At 72.9% G+C, this 20,934-nt stretch carries 20 protein-coding genes; all 20 read right to left on the bottom strand.

The genetic code is table 11. From position 1 onward, the window contains the following. Nucleotides 1-13: 13 nt before the first annotated feature. A complete protein-coding gene (lgt, locus tag IF651_RS01190) occupies nt 14-1,081 on the bottom strand; it encodes a prolipoprotein diacylglyceryl transferase (protein WP_338403691.1) in 1,068 nt (355 codons plus the stop codon). Then, the gene (gene trpA, locus IF651_RS01185; RefSeq protein ID WP_422110423.1) at nt 1,078-1,947 is read right to left on the bottom strand and encodes a tryptophan synthase subunit alpha; all 870 of its coding nucleotides are present in this window, start codon (nt 1,945-1,947) and stop codon (nt 1,078-1,080) included. Before trpA ends, lgt begins: the two co-directional genes overlap by 4 nt. Continuing rightward, nucleotides 1,944-3,212 carry a tryptophan synthase subunit beta gene (gene trpB / locus IF651_RS01180; protein WP_191827568.1) on the bottom strand — a complete coding sequence of 423 codons (1,269 nt, stop codon included), beginning with the start codon at nt 3,210-3,212 and terminating at the stop codon, nt 1,944-1,946. The genes trpA and trpB overlap by 4 nt, the downstream gene beginning before the upstream one ends. Nucleotides 3,213-3,334: 122 nt before the next feature. Continuing rightward, a complete protein-coding gene (gene trpC, locus IF651_RS01175) occupies nt 3,335-4,147 on the bottom strand; it encodes an indole-3-glycerol phosphate synthase TrpC (RefSeq protein WP_191827567.1) in 813 nt (270 codons plus the stop codon). A 169-nt stretch (nt 4,148-4,316) separates the two neighbouring features. Continuing rightward, nucleotides 4,317-4,745: a DUF2752 domain-containing protein gene (locus IF651_RS17510; RefSeq protein WP_191827241.1), complete on the bottom strand. Its 429-nt coding sequence runs from the start codon at nt 4,743-4,745 to the stop codon at nt 4,317-4,319. Then, entirely contained in the window at nt 4,742-5,221 is a 480-nt protein-coding gene (locus IF651_RS01165; RefSeq protein ID WP_191827240.1) for a DUF4190 domain-containing protein, read from the bottom strand. Before IF651_RS01165 ends, IF651_RS17510 begins: the two co-directional genes overlap by 4 nt. Beyond that, nucleotides 5,218-5,499 (bottom strand): HGxxPAAW family protein, encoded by a 282-nt coding sequence (locus IF651_RS01160; RefSeq protein WP_241743959.1) that lies wholly within the window; start codon nt 5,497-5,499, stop codon nt 5,218-5,220. The genes IF651_RS01165 and IF651_RS01160 overlap by 4 nt, the downstream gene beginning before the upstream one ends. A gap of 61 nt (nt 5,500-5,560) precedes the next feature. Continuing rightward, nucleotides 5,561-6,175: a Trp biosynthesis-associated membrane protein gene (locus IF651_RS01155; protein WP_191827239.1), complete on the bottom strand. Its 615-nt coding sequence runs from the start codon at nt 6,173-6,175 to the stop codon at nt 5,561-5,563. After that, complete coding sequence (locus IF651_RS01150; protein ID WP_194719846.1) at nt 6,172-7,752, bottom strand: anthranilate synthase component I; 1,581 nt, start codon at nt 7,750-7,752, stop codon at nt 6,172-6,174. Before IF651_RS01150 ends, IF651_RS01155 begins: the two co-directional genes overlap by 4 nt. Beyond that, nucleotides 7,749-8,198 carry a phosphoribosyl-AMP cyclohydrolase gene (hisI, locus tag IF651_RS01145; protein ID WP_338403690.1) on the bottom strand — a complete coding sequence of 150 codons (450 nt, stop codon included), beginning with the start codon at nt 8,196-8,198 and terminating at the stop codon, nt 7,749-7,751. The genes IF651_RS01150 and hisI overlap by 4 nt, the downstream gene beginning before the upstream one ends. Before the next feature lie 89 nt (nt 8,199-8,287). Next, entirely contained in the window at nt 8,288-10,102 is a 1,815-nt protein-coding gene (locus tag IF651_RS01140; protein ID WP_191827238.1) for an ABC transporter ATP-binding protein, read from the bottom strand. Further along, complete coding sequence (locus tag IF651_RS01135) at nt 10,099-12,000, bottom strand: ABC transporter ATP-binding protein (protein ID WP_191827563.1); 1,902 nt, start codon at nt 11,998-12,000, stop codon at nt 10,099-10,101. The genes IF651_RS01140 and IF651_RS01135 overlap by 4 nt, the downstream gene beginning before the upstream one ends. A gap of 308 nt (nt 12,001-12,308) precedes the next feature. Next, nucleotides 12,309-13,079 carry an imidazole glycerol phosphate synthase subunit HisF gene (gene hisF / locus IF651_RS01130; protein WP_191827237.1) on the bottom strand — a complete coding sequence of 257 codons (771 nt, stop codon included), beginning with the start codon at nt 13,077-13,079 and terminating at the stop codon, nt 12,309-12,311. Then, the gene (locus IF651_RS01125; RefSeq protein ID WP_338403689.1) at nt 13,076-14,092 is read right to left on the bottom strand and encodes an FKBP-type peptidyl-prolyl cis-trans isomerase; all 1,017 of its coding nucleotides are present in this window, start codon (nt 14,090-14,092) and stop codon (nt 13,076-13,078) included. Before IF651_RS01125 ends, hisF begins: the two co-directional genes overlap by 4 nt. Nucleotides 14,093-14,107: 15 nt before the next feature. Then, nucleotides 14,108-15,469, bottom strand: coding sequence for a Pup--protein ligase (gene pafA, locus IF651_RS01120; RefSeq protein WP_191827236.1), 1,362 nt, complete (start codon nt 15,467-15,469; stop codon nt 14,108-14,110). A 3-nt stretch (nt 15,470-15,472) separates the two neighbouring features. Beyond that, a complete protein-coding gene (gene prcA / locus IF651_RS01115) occupies nt 15,473-16,180 on the bottom strand; it encodes a proteasome subunit alpha (protein WP_191827235.1) in 708 nt (235 codons plus the stop codon). Then, on the bottom strand, nt 16,177-17,055 hold the full coding sequence (gene prcB / locus IF651_RS01110) for a proteasome subunit beta (protein ID WP_191827234.1): 879 nt from the start codon (nt 17,053-17,055) through the stop codon (nt 16,177-16,179). Before prcB ends, prcA begins: the two co-directional genes overlap by 4 nt. A 19-nt stretch (nt 17,056-17,074) precedes the next feature. Then, entirely contained in the window at nt 17,075-17,275 is a 201-nt protein-coding gene (locus tag IF651_RS01105; protein WP_191827233.1) for a ubiquitin-like protein Pup, read from the bottom strand. 186 nt (nt 17,276-17,461) lie between these two features. Continuing rightward, on the bottom strand, nt 17,462-19,159 hold the full coding sequence (gene dop, locus IF651_RS01100; RefSeq protein ID WP_191827561.1) for a depupylase/deamidase Dop: 1,698 nt from the start codon (nt 19,157-19,159) through the stop codon (nt 17,462-17,464). Nucleotides 19,160-19,256: 97 nt separating this feature from the next. Then, on the bottom strand, nt 19,257-20,915 hold the full coding sequence (gene arc, locus IF651_RS01095) for a proteasome ATPase (protein ID WP_191827232.1): 1,659 nt from the start codon (nt 20,913-20,915) through the stop codon (nt 19,257-19,259). Between the last annotated feature and the right edge of the window lie 19 nt (nt 20,916-20,934).

Below are 20,934 nucleotides of genomic sequence, written 5' to 3'. Positions count from 1 at the left end.
GGGTGACGGGTGCTCAGCGACCGGGGTCTGGTCGCGCGGCACCTGCCTGCTCGGACTCGTCGGGGCCGTTCGGCTCCTCGTCCTCGTCCGGTTCGTCGGGCGACGATCCGGACACGTCGTCCGGCTCGTCGTGGGACGTGCCGGAATCCTTCGCCGAGTCGTCGGCCGACTCCTCGGTCGTGCTGTGGGGGCGCTCCTCGAGGAAGACCGACTCCTCGCGACCGGGGTGGCGGCGCCCGACAACGATGAACGCTATCAAGGCACCCAGACCGACCACGATCGACGTGAAGACGTTCAAGCGGATGTCCACGCCGAGAACCCCGAAGGTCTCGGCCTCGTCGATACGCAACATCTCGATCCACACCCGACCGAGCGTGTAGACGAGAACGTAGAGCCAGAATACCCGACCATGACCGAGTCGGAACCGACGGTCCAGAAAGATCAGGAGCAGGGCAGCACCGATGTTCCAGACCATCTCGTACAGGAACGTCGGGTGGAACAGGGTGCCCGGCGGATATCCCGCTGCGGCCGCGACCGAGTCGTCGACCCGCAGACCCCACGGCAACGTCGTCGGAGAGCCGAACAGCTCCTGGTTGAACCAGTTGCCGAGACGACCGACCGCCTGCGCGAGCAGCAGCCCCGGCGCGAGCGCGTCCGCGAACGCGGCGAAACGGACCTTCTGGCGACGACACCCGATGTAGGCACCGACGGCGCCGAGCGCGACCGCGCCCCAGATGCCGAGCCCGCCCTCCCAGACGTACAGCGCGCGGACAGGGTCGCCGCCGGCGCCCCAGTAGGGCTCGGGGGTGGAGAAGACGTGGTAGATCCGGCCGCCCACGATGCCGAACGGCACGGCCCAGAACGCGATCTCGAGGACGTCGTCCGGATCGCCCCCGCGCTGCGCCCAGCGACGGCGCGTGAGCCACAGCGCGACGCCGATGCCGGCGAGGATCGCGAGCGCGTAGGCACGCACGGGTAGCGGTCCCAGGTACCAGGTGTGCTCCGAGGGGCTCGGGATCGCGGCGGGAAGCACAGCCGCGCCCACCTGCGCGACCTGCCCGACGACGTCCGCGGCGATCACGCGTCGACCTCCTCGGTGCGGGCCGTGCGAACGCCTGCGGCGATCGACGACGCGGTGGCGCGCAGCGACGTGAGCCGTTCCTCCCAGGGAGCGTCTCCGAGGAGGGTGCGCACGAACGCCGACCCGACGATGACGCCGTCGGCGTACCTCGCGACCTGCGCCCCGTGCTCTGCCGTGGAGACGCCGAGCCCGACGCACACGAACGGCGCGCCGGCCGCACGGGTGTCCGCCACGAGCTGCTCGGCCCGTGATCCCACCTCGGTGCGCACCCCGGTCACCCCCATGGTCGACGCGGCGTAGACGAACCCGCGCGACGCACCGGCGGTCCGGCGCAGCCGCTCGGGCGTCGAGCTGGGCGCGACGAGGAACACCTTGTCGAGCCCGTACGAGTCCGCGGCGCGGACCCACTCTCCGGCCTCGTCCGGGATGAGGTCGGGGGTGATGAGGCCTGCGCCTCCCGCGGCGGCCAGGTCACGCGCGAACTCGTCCACGCCGTACCGCAGGACCAGGTTCCAGTAGGTCATGACCAGGACCGGCACGGTGCCGCCGGTGTGCTCGGTCACGGCCCGCACGACGCGGAAGACGTCGGAGACCCTGGTCCCGGCGTCCAGGGCGCCCTGGGCCGCCTCCTGGACCACGGGACCGTCCATCACCGGGTCGGTGTACGGGATACCCAGCTCGAGGACGTCGACGCCCGAGTCGACGAGCGCGAGCACCGCCTCGACCGAGCGTTCGACGGTCGGGAACCCGACGGGCAGGTAGCCCACCAGTGCGGCACGGTTCTCGGCCCGCAGCTCGGCGAGCCGGTCGCCGGTGCGCGAGCGCACCTCGACCGAGGTGCGGTTCTCCTCCTGCACGCCGTTCACAGCTGTCCCTCCGTGCCCGTCGCCGTCTCGGCGATCGCGTCGTCGTCCACGAGGTCGAACCACCGGGCGGCGGTCGCGACGTCCTTGTCCCCGCGGCCGGACAGGTTCACGAGGATCACGTGATCCGTGCGCCCGGCGGCCGCAGCCTCCTGGCCGACCCGCAGCGCGCCCGCGAGAGCGTGCGCGGACTCGATGGCCGGGATGATCCCCTCGGTACGGCACAGGAGCCGGAACGCGTCCATGGCCTCGGCGTCCGTCACGGGCTGGTACGTCGCGCGCCCCAGGTCGTGCAGCCAGGAGTGCGCGGGACCGACGCTCGGGTAGTCCAGCCCGGCGGAGACCGAGTGGCTCGGCAGGGTCTGGCCGTCGTCGTCCTGCAGCAGGTACGAGCGCGCGCCGTGCAGCACGCCGGGAGCGCCGCCGCTGAAGCGGGCCGCGTGCCGCCCTGTCTCGATCCCCTCGCCGCCGGCCTCGAACCCGTAGAGCTCGACGTCGGCGTCGTCGAGGAAGGCGTTGAAGATGCCGAGCGCGTTCGACCCGCCACCCACGCACGCGGCGATCGCGTCCGGGAGCCGGCCGACCCGGTCCAGGATCTGCGTGCGCGCCTCCTCGCCGATGATGCGGTGGAACTCCCGGACCATCTGCGGGAACGGGTGCGGACCGGTCACGGTGCCCAGCAGGTAGTGGGTGTCCTCGACGTGCGCGACCCAGTCACGCAGCGCCTCGTTGATGGCGTCCTTCAGGGTCCGCTGCCCGATGGTCACGGGGACGACCTCGGCTCCGAGCAGTCGCATCCTCGCGACGTTCAGGGCCTGACGACGGGTGTCCTCCTCGCCCATGTAGACGACGCACTCGAGATCGAGGAGCGCCGCGGCGGTCGCTGCGGCGACGCCGTGCTGACCGGCGCCGGTCTCCGCGATGATCCGGGACTTGCCCATGCGCTTGACGAGCAGCGCCTGCCCGAGCACGTTGTTGATCTTGTGGGACCCGGTGTGGTTGAGGTCCTCGCGCTTGAGGAAGACCCTCGACCCGCCGGCGTGCTCGGCGAACCGCGTGACCTCGGTCAGCGGGCTGGGCCTGCCCGTGTACTCCCGGTGCAACCGGGCGAGCTCGCCCGTGAACGCCGGGTCGTCCAACGCCTTGCGGTACTCGGTCTCGAGCTCGTCGAGCGCGGCGATGAGCGCCTCGGGCACGTAGCGCCCGCCGAACTCACCGAAGTAGGGGCCGTCCGCGTCCGCGAGCGACTGCGTGAGCTCGGCGCGCACCGACGGGCTCCGGGGGGCGGGGTGGGTGGGTGTCGAGTCGGGCACGGGGCCGGACCTCCTGCGTGATGGGGTGGGCTGGGACCGGGGCGCGGCGCCCGAGGGGACCCTGGCGGGTCGTGACCTCAGGGCCGCACGGACCACAGCGACGGGTGCGCACCGGCCGCCACGAGGTCGGCGACGGACGCTCGCGGTGCGTCGTCCGTCACCAGCGCCTCGCCCACGAGCACGGCGTGAGCTCCGGAGCGGGCGTAGTCCATGACGTCGTGCGGACCACGCACCCCGGACTCGGCGACGCGGACGACGTCGTCGGGGATGGCGGGAGCGAGGCGTGCGAACGTCGAGCGGTCCACGTCGAGGGTCTTGAGGTCCCGCGAGTTGACGCCCACGACACGCGCGCCGGCGTCGAGCGCCCGGCCGACCTCGTCGAGGGTGTGCACCTCGACGAGCGCCGTCATCCCGAGCGAGTGCACGCGCTCCACGAGCGAGGTGAGCACGGTCTGCTCGAGCGCCGCGACGATGAGGAGCACGATGTCGGCCCCGTGCGCCCTCGCCTCCCAGATCTGGTAGGGCGTGACGATGAAGTCCTTGCGGAGCACCGGGACGTCGACCGTTCCGCGGACGGCGTCCAGGTCGGCCAGGCTGCCGCGGAACCGACGCTGCTCGGTCAGGACCGAGATCGCGGACGCGCCACCCTTCTCGTACTCCCCCGCGAGCTCCGCGGGGTCGGAGATCGTGGCCAGCTCACCCTTGCTCGGGCTGGAGCGCTTGACCTCCGCGATGATCGCGATCGCGTCGTCCGCCTTGAGGCGGCTGACGCACTCCAGCGCGCCGGGCGCGCGGGAGGCACGTTCCTTGAGGTCGTCCAGCGAGGTCGTCGCCTGTCGCGCCGCGAGGTCCTCGCGCACGCCCGCGACGATGTCGTCGAGAACCGTCATCGTCCCATCACTCCCGTGCTCGTCCTGGTCCTGCGTCGTCGTCTTCCCGGCGCGACCCGTCGCTGCCACGCCCGTGCCGACGAGATACCAGCCATCGTAGGGCCGCAGGCGAGGAGGGGCGGACACGGCTCATCTCACGAGACGGTCGCCCGGACGGCGGCCGCGCCGTTCACGCCGCCGGACCGAGCCAGCCGGAGAGCGCGGGGACGTTGCGCAGCACGCCGAAGACCACGAGGACGCCGAGTCCCACCCAGGCCACCGGCACCGGCAGCGGCCGGACGGGACGACCGGTCCAGGCCCGCGCCATCCACCAGCCCCACATCAGGACGAGCGTCGGGGCGAGCACCACCCACAACGGGTTCATGGACCACGCCCCGGCCAGGTCCAGGTGAGCGAGGTCGTGCGTCGCACGCAGCGCACCGCAGCCAGGGCACTCGAGGCCCGTGAGCAGCAGCAACGGGCACGTCAGGTAGTGGCCGGGGCTGTTGGGGTCGACCAGCGCGACGTAGGCGGTGGCCCCCGCGACGATCGCGCCGAGGACGGCGGGCGCCGCCACGTCGCGACGCGTGCGCTCCCGCGTCCGGGCCTCGGCGGTCACGGCTGGTCGGGGATCGTCGAGCCGACGGTGTAGAGGAACGCGGGGACGAACAGGACGAGGAGGACGACGGCCGCGACCGAGAGGCCGATCGCCACCCAGCCGAGGATGATCCCCGCCGTCGCCATGCCGCCGTTGTTCGCCTCGCCGGCCTGCACCGCGCCGCGGGCCTTGTACCCGACGATGACCGCCGGGATACCGGTGAAGAGTCCGCAGCTCAGCACGTACGAGGCGATGCCCAGCACGAGCGACCAGACGGCGAGGTCGTTGCGCGGGTACGGCGTCGGCGCGTACCCGTACCCGGGCGGGGCCGCCGCGTACGGCGGGACACCGGCCGCGTCGGACGCCGGGTACCCCTGCGGGTACGCCTGGCCGTGGGGTGGCTGGTCCTGTGGTGGCTGACCCTGTGGTGGCTGGTCCTCGGCCCGGTGCGGGCCGGGGCGCTCCGGAGAACCGTCAGGTCCCGGAGGCTGGGTCATCTGGTGACCTTCTTCTGCCCGTACCCCATGTTGCGCAGGACGACGCCGACGAGCAGTGCGAGGACGATGATGCCGATGCCCACCCAGAACAGCCACACGGCGGCGACGACGAAGGCGATCGCCCCGACGAGTGCACCGATCATCACACCGGTCATCGCGGTCCACGCCGCGACGGTGTCGCCGTGGTTCGTGGGCGGCGCTGCCGGGGGCAGGTAGGAGACCTCGGTCGGCTGCGTGTTCTCGGCCATGTCATGCATGCGGGTGATGCCTTTCGTCATGAAGTGCGTCCAGGATATCGGACCGCTCCCCGACCGCTCGTCGTCGCGCGCGGGAGGTGGATCAGCGTCCGGCGGGAGCCGCCGTCCCGTCGGTGTCGTTCGGGTCGTCGGTGTCGGTCGGGTCGGCGCCCCGGGTCAGGGCGTCCCAGGTGTCGTGGTCCGTCGTCTCAGGGGCGGGGGCGCGGTTCGTCGGCCGTTCGTGGCGGGTCGACGCTCCTGCCCAGGCACGGGAACCGGCCGCCGCCCACAGCGCGACGAGCACGGTCGCGACGCCGAGGGTGACGGCGACCCAGGGTGCCGCGCTCACGACGACCTCGGACGTCGGCTCGGTGACGTTCGTCGCCTCGGCGACCGCGGACCGCGCGGCCGGGACCGGGTCGAGCACCACGCCGAGCGCGGTCGCGACGACCACCACGCCGCTGACCGCCGCGACGGCGAGCACGACCCAGCGCCCGACCCGGCCCACGAGACCGAGCGCGAGCGCCGCCGCGACGAGGACGAGGGCCGCGGCGCCGACCCCGGGTGCCGCCGTCGTCCCCGAGACGGCGACGTCCACCACCGGCTCGAGCACGGTCGACCCGGTCGTGCTGATCCAGGTCGGTGCAGCCGCCGCGAGGGTCGCCCCGCCGAGCAGCAGCAACGTCCAGATCGCCGTCCGCCGGCTCGGACCGGTCATCCGAGGCTCCGCAGCCGGGCCGCGACCTGGACCGCGCGCACGGCGGCCGCCGCCTTGTTGCGCGACTCCGCGTACTCCAGGGCCGGCACCGAGTCGGCGACGATCCCGCCGCCCGCCTGCACGCTCGCACGACCGTCCCGGACGAGGGCGGTGCGGATCGCGATCGCCATGTCCATGTTCCCCGCGAAGTCGAAGTACCCCGCCGTGCCCCCGTAGATGCCCCGTGACGCCGGTTCGAGCTCGTCGATGAGAGCGATCGCGCGCGGCTTGGGCGCGCCCGACAGCGTGCCCGCGGGGAAGGTCGCGCGGAACGCGTCCAGGGCCGACGCGTCACGGCGCAGCGTGCCCACGACCGTCGAGCACAGGTGCATGATGTGGCTGAACCGCTTGGTCACCATGAACTCGACGACCTCGACGGACGTGGGCTCGCACACCTTGACCAGGTCGTTGCGCGACAGGTCGACGAGCATGATGTGCTCGGCCCGCTCCTTCGGGTCCGCCAGCAACTCCTCGCCGAACGCGACGTCCTCCTCCGGTGTCGCGCCGCGCGGGCGCGAGCCCGCGATCGGGAAGGTCACGACCCGTTCGTCGGTCACCTTGACCAGCGTCTCCGGGCTCGACCCGACCACGGCGAAGTCGTGCCCGTCCGCGTCCACGAGCTGGAAGTAGTACATGTACGGGCTCGGGTTGATCGTGCGCAGCGCCCGGTAGACGTCCAGGGGCGGCGCCGGGCAGTCCAGGTCGAGGCGCTGCGACAGCACCACCTGGAAGACCTCCCCGTCCCGGATCGCTTCCTTGCCCGCGACGACCGACGCCTCGAACTCCTCGCGCGTCGAGCGGAACTCGAGCTCCGGTTCGGGCGCCGCGCCCACGGCCGAGACGACGTGCGTGGGCTCGCGCACCAGCCGAGCCTGCATCGCGTCGAGACGGGCGACGGCGTCCGCGTACGCCTCGTCGACGCGCTCGTCGGTGTCGTCGAAGTTGATCGCGTTCGCGACGAGCCACACGCAGCCCTCGCTGTGGTCGACGACGGCGAGGTCCGTCGCGAGGCACAGCGTGAGCTCCGGCACGCCGAGCTCGTCCGGTGCCCGCGACGGCAGCGTCGGCTCCCAGTGCCGGATCACGTCCCACCCGATCGCTCCCGCGAGCCCGCCGGTGAGCGGCGGGAGCCCGTCGATCGGCGGCGTGCGCAGCGCGGCGAGGGTCGCGTCGAGCACCTCGACGACGTCGCCCTCGGTCGGGATCCCGACCGGTACGTCGCCGGACCACACCGCGCGACCGTCCCGGGCGGTGAGCGTGGCCCGCGACGTCACCCCGACGAACGACCAGCGACCCCAGGTACCGTCGGACTCGGCCGACTCGAGCACGAACGTGCCCGCCCGCCCGTCCGCGAGGGTCCGGTACAGCCCGACGGGCGTGACGTCGTCGGCCAGGAGGCGCCGGACGACCGGCACGACGCGGCGCGACGGCGCGAGCGCACGGAACCCGTCGCGCGCGGGCCACGTCTCGCCCCACGCGGGGCCGCCGGGCGGCACGGTGACGGGTGCGGCGGGCACGGACGGGTCGGTCGGGTTCACTGGTCCTCCTCCGGGGACGGCGTCGCCGACGGTGCGGTGCCGTCGGCCGTCGGCTGCTCCCCCACCACGGCACCGAGGTCGCCGCCGGCCTCGAAGCACGTACGGGTCCCCGTGTGGCACGCGGCACCCACCTGGTGCACGCGCACGAGCAGCGCGTCGCCGTCGCAGTCGAGCTCGACGGACCGCACGTGCTGCGCGTGGCCCGACGTGTCCCCCTTGCGCCAGTACTCCTTGCGCGACCTGCTCCAGAACGTCACCCGGCCGCTGGTGAGCGTGCGGTGCAGCGCCTCGTCGTCCATCCAGCCGAGCATCAGGACCTCGCCGGAGTCGTGCTGCTGGACGATCGCGGCGACCAGGCCGGCGTCGTCCCACTTGAGCCGGGCGGCGACGTCGGGGCGCAGCCCGGCGGTCGGGGCGGGCGGGGTGTCGGGGGTCGAGTCGGGCACCCGAGAATCCTGCCAGACGACGGCCCGTGCCGCCGTCACGTCTCGCGCGTCGGCGGCGGGAACGGTCCGTCGCGGACGACCGGCACCTGTCATCGGGTCTGGGAGACCCACGCCGCGTGCATGTGCGCGTACACGCCGTCCGCCTCGACGAGCTCGGCGTGCGAGCCGACCTCGACGACGTGCCCGGCATCGACCACGACGACGAGGTCGGCCGCCTCGGCCGTCGAGAGCCGGTGGGCGATCGTGAGCGTCGAACGGCCCGCCGTGAGGGTCGCGAGGGCACGGGCGATCCGCACCTCGGCCGCCGGGTCGACCGCGGACGTCGCCTCGTCGAGCACCAAGAGGTCCGCCTCGGCCAGGTAGGCGCGCAGCAGCGCGACCAGCTGGCGCTCCCCCGCCGACAAGGACTCACCGCGCTGCCCGACCTGGGTGCCCGCGCCGTCGGGCAGGTCCGCCACCCAGTCGGTGAGCCCGAGCCGTGCGACGGCCGCCGCCACCCGGGCGCGACGCTCGTCGTCGGACGCGGACCCGTCCCGCAGCCCGTACGCGGCGTTCTCCTCGACCGTGCCCTCGAACAGGAAGCCCTCCTGCGGCACCAGGACCACGCGCTCGCGCAGGCTCGAGCCCCGGACCTCGCGCAGATCGACGCCGTCGAGCAGGACCCGGCCGCCCGTGGGGTCCATGAGCCGCGTGACGAGCTTGGCGATCGTCGTCTTGCCCGACCCGGTCGCCCCCACGACCGCGACCGACGTACGGGCCGGCAGGTCGAGGTCCACGCCGTGCAGGACCTCGGGCCCGTCCGGGTAGGCGAACCGCACCCGCTCCAGGCGCACGTGCGCGGGTCCGCGCGGGCTCACCACCCCGTCGGCCCCGGGATCGACCACGTCGAGCGGGGTCTCGAGCACCGCGAGGACGCGCCTCCACCCCGCGACCGCGTTCTGCAGCTCGTTGAGGATCTCGGTGGCCATCTGCACCGGCCCGGTGAACAGCTGGACGAGGAAGAGGAACGCGAGCAGCTGCCCGACGCTGATGTCGCCCGCCACGCCCAGGTAGGAACCGAGCACCACGACGACGGCGAGCACGAGGTTCGCCACCAGGACGCCGGACGAGAACACGACGGCGACGAGCTTCTGAGCCCGGACCATGGCGCCGCGGGTCGCGTCGACCGCGGCGTCGATGCGCCGCGCCGTGCGGGCCCCGACACCGTAGGCGCGGATGGTCTCGGCGCCGACGACCGACTCCGAGATCGCGCCGAGCATCGCGCCGACCCGCGCGCGCACGTCGGTGTAGGCCTGGTTCACGTGGCGCTGGGCGGGCCGCAGGACCAGGAACAGCGGGACGAAGCACGCCCACACGACGATCGTGAGCTGCCACGAGTAGATCGCCATGAGCACCGTCGCCACCCCGATCTGCAGGACGGAGACGAGCAGCATGATGCCGCCCCACTGGACGAACAACGAGATCGTGTCGACGTCGCTCGTCACGCGCGAGACCAGCGCACCGCGCCGCTCGGTGCCCTGGGTGAGCGTCGACAGGTCGTGGACGTGCCGGAACGCGCGCACCCGCAGCGACGCGAGCCCGGCCTCCGTGGAGCGGAACAGCCGCACGTTGACCAGCGCCGAGCACAGCCCGGCGCCCACGAGCAGCACCGCGGCCACGCTCACGAGGACCGCCACGCGGGTGGCGTCCGGGCCGCTCTCGGCCCCGATCCCGGTGTCGATCGTCTGCTGGACGGCGATCGGCACGACGACACGCCCCAGGGCGGCGGCGACGGCCAGGGCGAGCGTGACCCAGAGCCCGTCGAGGATCTCCGGCGAGACCTGCACGCCGCGGCGCAGCGTCGCGAGGACCCCCAAGGAGCTCGCGGAGGCGATCCGCGCCCCTGCCTGCGTCGTCGTGCTCATTCCTCCAGCGCCCCCGCCTCTGCGCGCCGCGCAGCCTCCGTCGCCTCACGGTCCTCCTGCACGGCGAGGTCCCCGGCCTCGTCGTCGGTCTCGGCCGGCAGCACGCCGGGGTGCACGTCGTCGCCCGGGACCTCGTCCTCCTCGTCCCGCGCGCGGCGCTCCGCCTCGCGCGCGTAGGCGGTCGCGAGCTCGCGGTAGCCGGGGTCGCGGGCGACCAGCTCGGCATGGGTCCCGACGTCCACGACCTGCCCGGACGCGACGTGCACGACGACGTCGGCGAGCGCGACGCTCGACATGCGGTACGCGACCATGACGACCGTCGGCCGGGCGGCACCCTCGCGCCGCAGCCCGGCGAGGATCTCCTGCTCGACGCGAGGGTCGACGGCGGAGGTGGCGTCGTCGAGCACGAGCAGGCGCGGGCGCCGCACGAGAGCGCGCGCGATGGCGAGGCGCTGCCGCTGACCCCCCGACAGGTTCGCGCCGCGCTCCCCCAGCGGGGAGTCGAGCCCGTCGGGAAGGCGCGCCACGACGTCGTCGACGCGGGCGAGCCGCAGCGCCTCCCACACCTGCGCGTCGTCCGGTCCCTGCCCGACGTCCGACAGCGAGACGTTCGCGCGCACCGTGTCCTCGAACACGAACGCGTGCTGCGCGACGAGCGCGACCGCGGAGATCAGGTCCTGCTCGCGCACGTCGCGCACGTCGCGGCCGTCGAGCAGCACGCGTCCGCGCGTCGGGTCCGAGAGCCGGGCCAGGAGCGAGACCACGGTCGTCTTGCCCGCCCCCGTCGGGCCGACGATCGCGACCGTCGCGCCGGAGGGCACGTCGAGCTCGATGTCGTCGAGCAGGGTCACGGACCGCCCGCCCGCGCGCACGTCGACCCCGACGCCGTCGAGGTGCACCGCGAGACCGTGCTGCCCCGCGGGCAACGCGTCCGTGCCCGCCCGCAGGACGCCACCGGCGTCGACCACGCGGCTGATGCGCTCGTACCCGACGAGGGCGCGCGGCAGCTCGCCCAGCACCCAGCCGAACGCGCGCACGGGCACCGCCATGACCGTGAGCAGGTAGGCCGCGGAGACGATGTCGCCCGGTTCCACGGCCCCGCTCGCGAGACGTACCGTGCCGACGCCCAGCACGAGGAGCGTGCCGAGCGCGGGCAGCATCTCGATCACCGGGTCGAAGTACGCGCGGACCTGGCCGACGCGCACGTTCGCGGCCCGCAGCGTGTCCGTCCGCCCGGCGAAGCGCGCCTCCTCGCGGTCCTGCGTGCCGAGGGACGAGACCAGCAGCGCTGCCTCGAAGCTCTCGTGCGCGACGTCGGCGACCTCGGCCCGCAGCTGCTGCGCGCGCGTGATCGCGGGCGACATGTAGCGCTGGAAGACGACGTTGGCCGCGATGGCGAGCGGGATGACCACGAGCGCGGCGCACGCCAGCCAGACGTCCGCGCGGAACAGCATGACCGCCGCGACCCCGATCATGACGACGACGCCCAGCGCGAAGGGCAACGGGTTGAACACCCCGGTCGACGCCTCGACGTCCGCACTGGCGTTCGACAGCAGCTGTCCTGCCGGGTGCGCGCGGTGCCACGACATGGGCAGACGCAGGTACTGGCGCGTGACGACCGTGCGGTGCCGCGCCTGCAGGGCCGCGAAGCCGTTGCCCGCGAAGATCCGGCGCGCGGCCACGCTCAGCGCGAGGGAGACGGCGATCCCGGCGAGCGCGAGCCCGGCGACCCAGATCCGGTCGCGCGCCGCCTCGTCGCCCGCGAGAGCCGGGACGACCACCTCGTCCGTCGCGGTGCCGACGGCGCTGCTCACGGCGACAGTGAGGGCGCCGAACAGCGCCGACGCGCCGACCCCGAGCGCGTAGGTGCGCCACTCGTCGCGCAGGCCGCGCCACATCAGGGTGAGCGAGCGTCGCAGGCGCGAGCCGGTCAGGCCGTGCGGGCGGCGGACGGGGAACGGGTCGGGCAGGGAGTCGGTGGGAGCGGTGCGGGCGGGGCGGGCGTCGGCTCTGGTGGAGCGCGTCGTGCGGGCAGGCACGGACGGACCTCGTCTTTCGTTCGGGGTGCGACGATTCTCGCACGGTCGGGGGCGACGGACTCCTGGACATCGCCCCGGGTGAACCCCCCGTGCCGTTCTCGGTCCGGCCCCGTGCCGACGGAGGCCCGACGGAGGCCCGACGGAGGGCCGAGGACGACGACGAGCGATCAGCGCACCGTGACGCCGTCGGCCCGCATGCGGTCCTTCACGGCACCCACGGTCATGGCCCCGAAGTGGAACACGCTCGCGGCGAGGACCGCGTCCGCCCCGGCACGGGCCGCCGCGGTGAAGTGCTCGACGGCGCCGGCTCCCCCGCTCGCGATCAGCGGGACCCGGACCACGGACCGCACGTCGGCCAGCATCGCGAGGTCGAACCCGTTCGTCGTCCCGTCCGCGTCCATGGAGTTCAGGAGGATCTCGCCCGCGCCGAGCTCCGCGGCCCGCTCGGCCCACGCCACCGCGTCGATGCCCGTTCCACGTCGGCCCCCGTGCGTCGTGACCTCGTAGCCGGAGTCCGTGCGCGTCTCGCCCGTCGTCCGGCGGGCGTCGACGGACAGGACCAGGACCTGGCTCCCGAACCGGTCGGCGATCTCCGCGATCAGCCCGGGACGGGCGATCGCCGCGGTGTTCACCCCGACCTTGTCCGCGCCCGCGCGCAGGAGCCGGTCGACGTCGTCCGTGGAGCGCACGCCACCGCCGACCGTGAGCGGGACGAACACCTGCTCGGCGGTGCGGCGCACCACGTCGTACATGGTCTCGCGCTCGCCCGACGACGCGGAGACGTCGAGGAACGTGATCTCGTCGGCGCCCTCGGTGTCGTAGCGCGCCGCGAGCTCGACCGGGTCGCCGGCGTCGCGCAGGTTCTCGAAGTTCACGCCCTTGACGACTCGCCCGGCGTCGACGTCGAGGCACGGGATCACGCGGGTCGCGACGGTCATGGGTCTGCTCCTTCGTCGGGGGGTCGTTCGTCCGCCCGGGCGGACTCCTCGGTCGTCGGGTAGTGCGCGTCGAGGATGTCCACGACGTACACCAGCGTCTCGTCGGCGAGCGGGCTCGACGTGTCGGCGTACCCCAGACCGGGCGGGACGACGAGCATCACTCGGCTGCCGACCGACTGCTCGAGCAGGCCCTGCTCCCAGCCCTCGACGACCTCACCGATGCCGATCATGACCGACGTCGGCGCACCCCCGTCGGTCCACGTGCTGTCGAACACCGTGCCGTCGGACCAGCGCACACCGGTGTAACGCGCGGTCACCACCTGGCCCGCCTCGACCTGCGCGCCGGTTCCGCGCACGAGGGGGACGACGGCGAGGTCGCCCGGCGGGTCGGTGCCCGGGGGTATCGTCACCACCGGTTCGCCGTCCGGACCGTCCGTCACCGTGGGCGCACCGTCGACCGGGTCCACCGGTTCGCCCGTCGGTCCCGTGGGGAGCACGTCGACGACCATCACGACCGGCACCTGGGTGCCCTCGCTCTCGTCGGACTCGACGAGCAGGAGGCGTGCTCCCACGCGCTGCCCGTCCAGCGCGTCGGCGAGCTCGCTGCCCACCGACCCGTCGCTCATCGTGTACCACTGGGGCGCGTCCGCGAACGTGCTCTGGATCACCGACCCGTCGCGGCCGTCCTGCGCGTAGATGTTCAGCAGCAGCGGGTCGCCGTCGGCGAGCTCAGGTCCCGTCCCCGGCCACACGACCTCGGACCGCGTCTCCGGCACGTCCAGCGGCGCGGTGAACGAGACCTCCGGGGTCACGCCCGCCCGGCCCGAGACCTCCACCGCCGTGTTGAGCGGCGTCGCACGCACGTCCTCCGGCTCCTGGCACGCCGCGAGCACGAGTGCCGTCGCGAGCGCGAGCGCCGCGGCACGGGTCGACGCCCGGTAGCGGCGGGCGCGGCGGCGGTGCGGCCGCGCGGCACCCAGAGGTCCGTCGGCCGTGGGGAGCACGGTCGTCACATCAGTCCCTGCACGTCACATCGACTCGATGAGTCGTTCCACCCGCTCGTCGACGTTGCGGAACGGGTCCTTGCACAGCACGGTGCGCTGCGCCTGGTCGTTGAGCTTGAGGTGCACCCAGTCCACCGTGTAGTCCCGCCGGGCCTCCTGTGCGGCGCGCACGAAGTCGCCGCGCAGCTTGGCGCGCGTCGTGGGCGGCGGGACGGCCGTCGACTCGAACACCTCGAGGTCGGTCGTCACGCGCTCCACCATGCCACGGGCCGCGAGAAGGTTGTAGAGCCCCTCGGTGCGCGAGATGTCGTGGTACGCCAGGTCGAGACGCGCGACGCGCGGGTCGTCGAGCTCGAGCCCGTGCTTGGCGCGGTAGCGCTCGATGAGCCGGTACTTGATGACCCAGTCGAGCTCGCGGTCCACGAGCGACAGGTCGTCGGTCTCGAGGGCGCGCAGCCCGCGTTCCCACAGGTCGAGGACCTGCTTGACGACCGGGGTCTGCGACGCCTCGTGCTCGACGAACTCCTTGACCCGCTGCAGGTACTCGCCCTGCAGGTCGACCGCGGTGACGGTCCGCCCGCTCGCGAGCTGGACCGGGTGCTTGCCCGTCATGTCGTGGCTGATCTCGCGGATGGACCGGATCGGGTTCTCCAGCGCGAGGTCGCGCATGGGCACCCCCGCCTCGATCATCCGCAGCAGCAGGTCGGTCGAGCCGACCTTGAGCATGGTGGTCGTCTCCGCCATGGACGAGTCGCCCACGATGATGTGCAGGCGGCGATAGCTCTCCGCGTCGGCGTGCGGCTCGTCGCGCGTGTTGATGATCGGCCGCGACCGCGTGGTCGCGCTCGAGACGGCCTCCCAGATGTGGTCGGCGCGCTGCGACAGGCAGTACACCGCACCGCGCGGCGTCGAGAGGACCTTCCCGGCCCCGGTCAGCACCTGACGCGTGATGAGGAACGGGACCAGCACGTCGGACAACCGGGCGAAGTCGCCCTGGCGCCGCACGAGGTAGTTCTCGTGGCACCCGTAGGAGTTGCCCGCAGAGTCCGTGTTGTTCTTGAACAGGTGGATGCGGCCCGGCAGGCCCTCGTGCTCCAGGCGTTGCTGGGCGTCGGCGACGAGGCCCTCGAGGATGCGTTCGCCGCCGCGGTCGTACGCGACGAGCTGGCGCACGTCGTCGCACTCGGCCGTGGCGTACTCGGGGTGGGAGCCGACGTCGAGGTACAGCCGCGAGCCGTTGCGCAGGAACACGTTCGAGGAGCGGCCCCACGCCACGACCTTGCGGAACAGGTACCGGGCGACCTCGTCCGCCGACAGCCCGCGGCCGTCGTCGGCGGCGCACGTGACGCCGTACTCGGTCTCGAGCCCGAAGATCCTGCGGTCCATGACCTACTCCCCGTCCGGCTCGAGCACGGACTCCAGGACGCCGCCCGTCAGCCGCCGGAACGCGCGCCGCGGACGCGTCCGGTCCAGGACGGCTACCTCGAGCTGCGACGCGTCGATGTCCTCGGGCTCCGCCTCGGGGTCCTCGCTCGCGCCGAGCGCCCGGACCGCGAGCCGCAGCGCGGCCGGCAGCGACATGCCGGGTTCCCAGGCCTCGGCGACGACCTGCCCGCGTCGCTCGGACTGGCCGCCCATGACGACGAAGCCCTGCTCGTCGGCGACCGAGCCGTCGTAGGAGATCCGGTAGACCTGGTCCCGCGCAGGCGTCGGACCCACCTCGGCGACGACCAGCTCGACCTCGAGGGGCTTGGACTCGGTGGTGAACACCGTTCCCAGGGTCTGGGCGTAGGCGTTCGCGAGACCACGAGCGTTGACGTCCGAGCGGTCGTAGGAGTACCCGCGCAGGTCGGCGTACCGGACACCGGCCACGCGCAGGTTCTCGAACTCGTTGTACTTGCCGACGGCGGCGAACGCGATCCGGTCGTAGATCTCCGAGATCTTGTGCAGCGCACGCGACGGGTTCTGGGTCGCGAACGCGATCCCGTCGTCGTAGGCGAGCACGACGACGGACCGGCCGCGCGCGATCCCCTTGCGGGCGAAGTCCGCCCGGTCCTTCATGAGCTGCTCGGGCGAGACGTAGAACGGCATGTTCATGACCGTGCACCCCCGTCCGCTCCGCCGGCGGCGGCGTGGCGCTCCGCGACGATCTCGTCCACGACGGGCCCGAGCTCCGCGTCCGGCACGCGCACGTAGCCGGCCCCGTCCACGACGCAGACCACGGGCCAGATCCGGCGCACCGTGTCGGGCCCGCCCGTCGCCGAGTCGTCGTCCGCGGCGTCGTACAGCGCCTCGACGGCGACCCGCACGACCTCGTCGCGGCGCAGGCCCGGTCGCCAGAGCTTCTTCAGGGCACCGCGGGCGAACACGGACCCGGACCCCACGCTGTGGTGGTCGCGCTCCTCGTAGCGCCCGCCGGTGACGTCGTAGGAGAAGATCCGGCCCCGGCCCTGGTCGAGGTCGAACCCGCAGAAGAGCGGGACGACCGCGAGACCCTGCAGCGCGAGCCCGAGGTTCTGACGGATCATCGTCGACAACCGGTTGGCCTTGCCGTCGAGGGAGAGCAGGGCGCCCTCGATCTTCTCGTAGTGCTCGAGCTCGAGCTGGAAGAGCCGCACGAGCTCGACGGCGATGCCCGCGGTGCCCGCGATGCCGACCGCCGAGAACTCGTCCGCGGGGAAGACCTTCTCGATCTCCCGGTGCGCGATCATCGAGCCCATCGTCGCGCGCCGGTCCCCGGCCATGACCACGCCACCTGCGGCGTCGGCACCGATCGTGCACGCCACGATCGTCGTCGCGTGCGGCGCGAGCGACGCACCGCGCGGGTCCGTGCCGGCGGCCGAGCCCGTGGCGCCCGTCGCGCGGTGCGAGGGCAGGAGCTCCGGTGCATGACCGTGGAGGAAGTCGAGGAACGACGACGACCCGGGGGTCGTGAACGCGTCGGGCAGCCGCCCGGGGAGGTCCGTGCTCATCAGGACTGGGCCACCCTTCTCACTCGCCGCCCTTCTGGACGAACCCGCGGACGAACGACTCGGCGTTCGTCTCGAGCACCTCGTCGATCTCCTCGAGGAGCGAGTCCACCTCGGCGTCGCGCGCCTGGCTCTGCGGCGCGGCCGGGGCGGCCGGGGCGTCCGGCTCGTCGTCAGGACGCCGGTCCTCGTGCGACGCGTGGGTGCGTTCCGTTCCCGCCATCACTGCCTCCTCGCCCACCGGCCGCGCTGCGTCCCGTGGATCTGCCGACTCTGCCGTCACTGCTGTTGCTGCCGCTACTTGCCGCTACGTGGCCCGCCACCAGGGCGGACACGGTACTGCTCGCACGCGACGCCCGGTCCGCGAGGGAACCCGGCGCCGTCGTACCTCCAGCCTAGTTGCTGCGCGTCAACTCGGGGACGCGAGACCCGCCAGCAGGGTCGCCGCGTCGTCGGACGCGTCGAGGAGCGACCCGATGTGGGCGCGCGTGCCGCGCAGCGGGTCCATCATCGGGACGCGCTGCAGCGACGGGGCTCCCGGGACGTCGAAGATGACCGAGTCCCAGCTCGCGGCCGAGACCTGGTCGCCGTAGCGCGCCATGACCTCGCCGCGGAAGAACGCCCGCGTGTCCTCCGGAGCGTGGTGCACCGCCGCCCCGACCTCACGTTCCGTGACGATCCGGTCGACCGCGCCCGCGGCGAGCAGTCGGTGGTAGATCCCGCGCTCGGGCCGCACGTCGGACCACTGCAGGTCCAGGGTCGCGAGCCGCGCATGACCCCAGTCGAGGCCGTCGCGCTCGCGCAGCCGGTCCAGCAGCCGCAGCTTCGCTACCCACTCGACGTCCCGGGCGCACGCGTCGCGGTCGGAGGCGAGCCGCGTGAGCACCGACTCCCAGCGGTCGAGCACGTCGCGCGTCGGCGCGTCGACGCCCGCCGAGCCGGCCGCGGGACCGCCCGCCGCGTCCGCGGCGACCGCGAGGTACTCGCGCTGGATCTCGAGGGCGGTGAGCGAGCGACCGTCGGCGAGCCGCAGAGGTCGCGTGAGGTCGAGGTCGCGGCTCACCCGCTGGACGTCCGCGACCGGGTCCGCGAGCCGCAGCGACGCCAGGCGTGCCCGGACGCCCGGACCGAGCTCGTCGAGGTGCTCGATGACGAACAGCACGAGCGAGGTCGTGCCCGTCTTGAGATAGGTCGCGGTCTCGAACAGGTTCGCGTCGCCGATGATCAGGTGGAGACGGCGCCACCGCAGACGGTCCGCGTGCGGTTCGTCGCGCGTGTTGACGATCGGACGGCGCAGGGTCGTCTCGAGGCCGACCTCGGCCTCGACGTAGTCGGCGCGCTGGGAGATCTGGTAGCCGTCGGCCTCGCCCGTGGGACCGAGACCGACGCGTCCCGAGCCGGAGAAGACCTGCCGGGTCACGAGGAACGGCGTGAGCATCTCCACCAGCACGCCGAACGGCACATCACGGTCGACGAGGTAGTTCTCGTGGGTGCCGTAGCTCGCGCCCTTGCCGTCGACGTTGTTCTTGTACAGCACCACCGGGGCCGCGCCGGGGGCGTTCGCGAGCTCGCGCGACGCCGCGAGCATCACCCTCTCCCCCGCGACGTCCCAGCACACCGCGTCGTGCGGCACGGTGACCTCGGGGGACGAGTACTCGGGATGGGCATGGTCGACGTAGAGCCGCGCGCCGTTGGTGAGGATGACGTTCGCCGCGCTCGGGTCGTCGTACTCCTCGGCCGTCGGACGCGCGACCTCCTGGAGCGTGCCCGCCGGCCGGCCCGCGGTCCCGGCGCCCTCGGCCCCCGCACCGGCCACGGCACCCCCAGCACCCCCAGCACCGGCCGACGCCGCGACCGGGCCCGACGGCGCCGGCGCCGTCGGGTCGTCCGTGAGCAGCGACGGGTGGGCGGAGGCGCGCTGGAGATGGAACCCGCGCGCGTCCTGGAGCGGGTCCTCGTCGTCGTAGTCCCACCGGGCCCTGCCCCGCGCACCGTCGCTGCGCGCCGCGAGCGCCCGGTAGGTCGTGACGACCTGGCTGGACATGAGCATCGGGTTCGCCATGGGCTGCCCCGGCTGCAGCACGCCGTACTCGGTCTCGATGCCCATGACCCGTCGAACGCTCACACGGCCACCCTATGCCGGACCCGCGAGGGCGCGGCGACACCGTCCACGGACGGTGCGGACGGTGCGGCGGGTGCAGGTCTCAGAGGTACTGGCCGGTGTTCGTGACGGTGTCGATCGTGCGCGGCGAGCCGCCCTCGCCCTTCTTCTGGACGATCGTGCGGATGAAGACGATGCGCTCGCCCTTCTTGCCGCTGATGCGTGCCCAGTCGTCGGGGTTGGTCGTGTTCGGCAGGTCCTCGTTCTCCTTGAACTCGTCGACGCACGCGGACAGCAGGTGCTCGACCCGGATGCCGCGCCGCCCGGTGGCGAGGAGGTCCTTGATCGCGGACTTCTTGGCGCGGTCGACGACGTTCTGGATCATCGCACCGGAGTTGAAGTCCTTGAAGTACAGGATCTCCTTGTCCCCGCTGGCGTAGGTGACCTCGAGGAACTGGTTCTCGTCCTCCTCGGAGTACATCCGCTCCACGACGGACCGGATCATCGCGTCGAGCGCAGCACGCGTGTTGCCCCCGTTCTCGGCGAGGTCGTCCGCGTGGATCGGCAGGTCGTCGGTGAGGTACTTCGCGAAGATCTCCTTGGCCCCCTCGGCGTCGGGCCGCTCGATCTTGATCTTCACGTCGAGGCGGCCGGGCCGCAGGATCGCGGGATCGATCATGTCCTCACGGTTCGACGCCCCGATGACGATGACGTTGTCGAGGCGCTCGACACCGTCGATCTCCGCGAGCAGCTGCGGGACGATCGTCGTCTCGACGTCGGACGACAGTCCCGTGCCGCGCGTGCGGAACAGGGACTCCATCTCGTCGAAGAACACGACGACCGGGGTCCCCTGGGACGCCTTCTCGCGGGCTCGGGCGAAGATGAGCCGGATGTGCCGCTCGGTCTCTCCGACGTACTTGTTGAGCAGCTCGGGGCCCTTGACGTTGAGGAAGAAGCTCTTCGCGGCGGTTCCCGGCGCCAGCTCCTCGCCGCGTGCCCGCGCGACGGTGTGCGCGAGCGAGTTGGCGACGGCCTTCGCGATGAGCGTCTTGCCGCACCCGGGCGGACCGTAGAGCAGCACGCCCTTGGGCGGGCGCAACCCGTGCTCGCGGAACAGGTCCGGGTGCGTGAACGGCAGCTCGACGGCGTCGCGGATCTGCTCGATCTGCGGTCCCAGCCCGCCGATGTCGGCGTAGTCGATGTCCGGGACCTCCTCGAGCACGAGCTCCTCGACCTCGGACTTCGGCACGACCTCGAACACGAAGCCGCTGCGGGTGTCGACCGTGAGCGAGTCCCCCACGCGCAGCGTGTCCGGCGGCACCGAGCCGGCCAGCCGCACGACACGCTCCTCGTCCGCGCGCCCGACGACCAGGACGCGCTCTGCGTCGAGGACCTCCTTGACGGTGACGATCTCCCCCGTGCGCTCGTACGCGCCCGCTCCCACGACGGTCATCGCCTCGTTGAGCTTGACCTCCTGGCCGGGCAGCAGCCGCGCGACGTCGATCGAGGGGCTCGCCCCGACGTGCATCTTGCGGCCCGACGCGGACACGTCGACGCTGCCGTCCTCGTGGGCGCCGAGGAAGACGGCGTACGTGCCCGGGGGCTTGGCCAGGTCGTCGATCTGGCGCTTGAGGTCCACGATCTGGTCGCGTGCGGCGCGCAGCGCCTCGGCGAGGCGCTCGTTCTTCGCGGACAGGAGCGCGACCTCGCGCGACGCACCTCCTGCGCCCAGGTCGTCGCTACGGCCGAATGTCTCGCTCATCGGGTCTCCCCTCTCGCCG

Source organism: Cellulosimicrobium arenosum, from assembly GCF_014837295.1.
GTDB lineage: Bacteria > Actinomycetota > Actinomycetes > Actinomycetales > Cellulomonadaceae > Cellulosimicrobium > Cellulosimicrobium arenosum.
The sequence above is the reverse complement of the archived record's forward strand: the minus strand, read 5'-3'. Positions and strand labels throughout refer to the sequence as shown.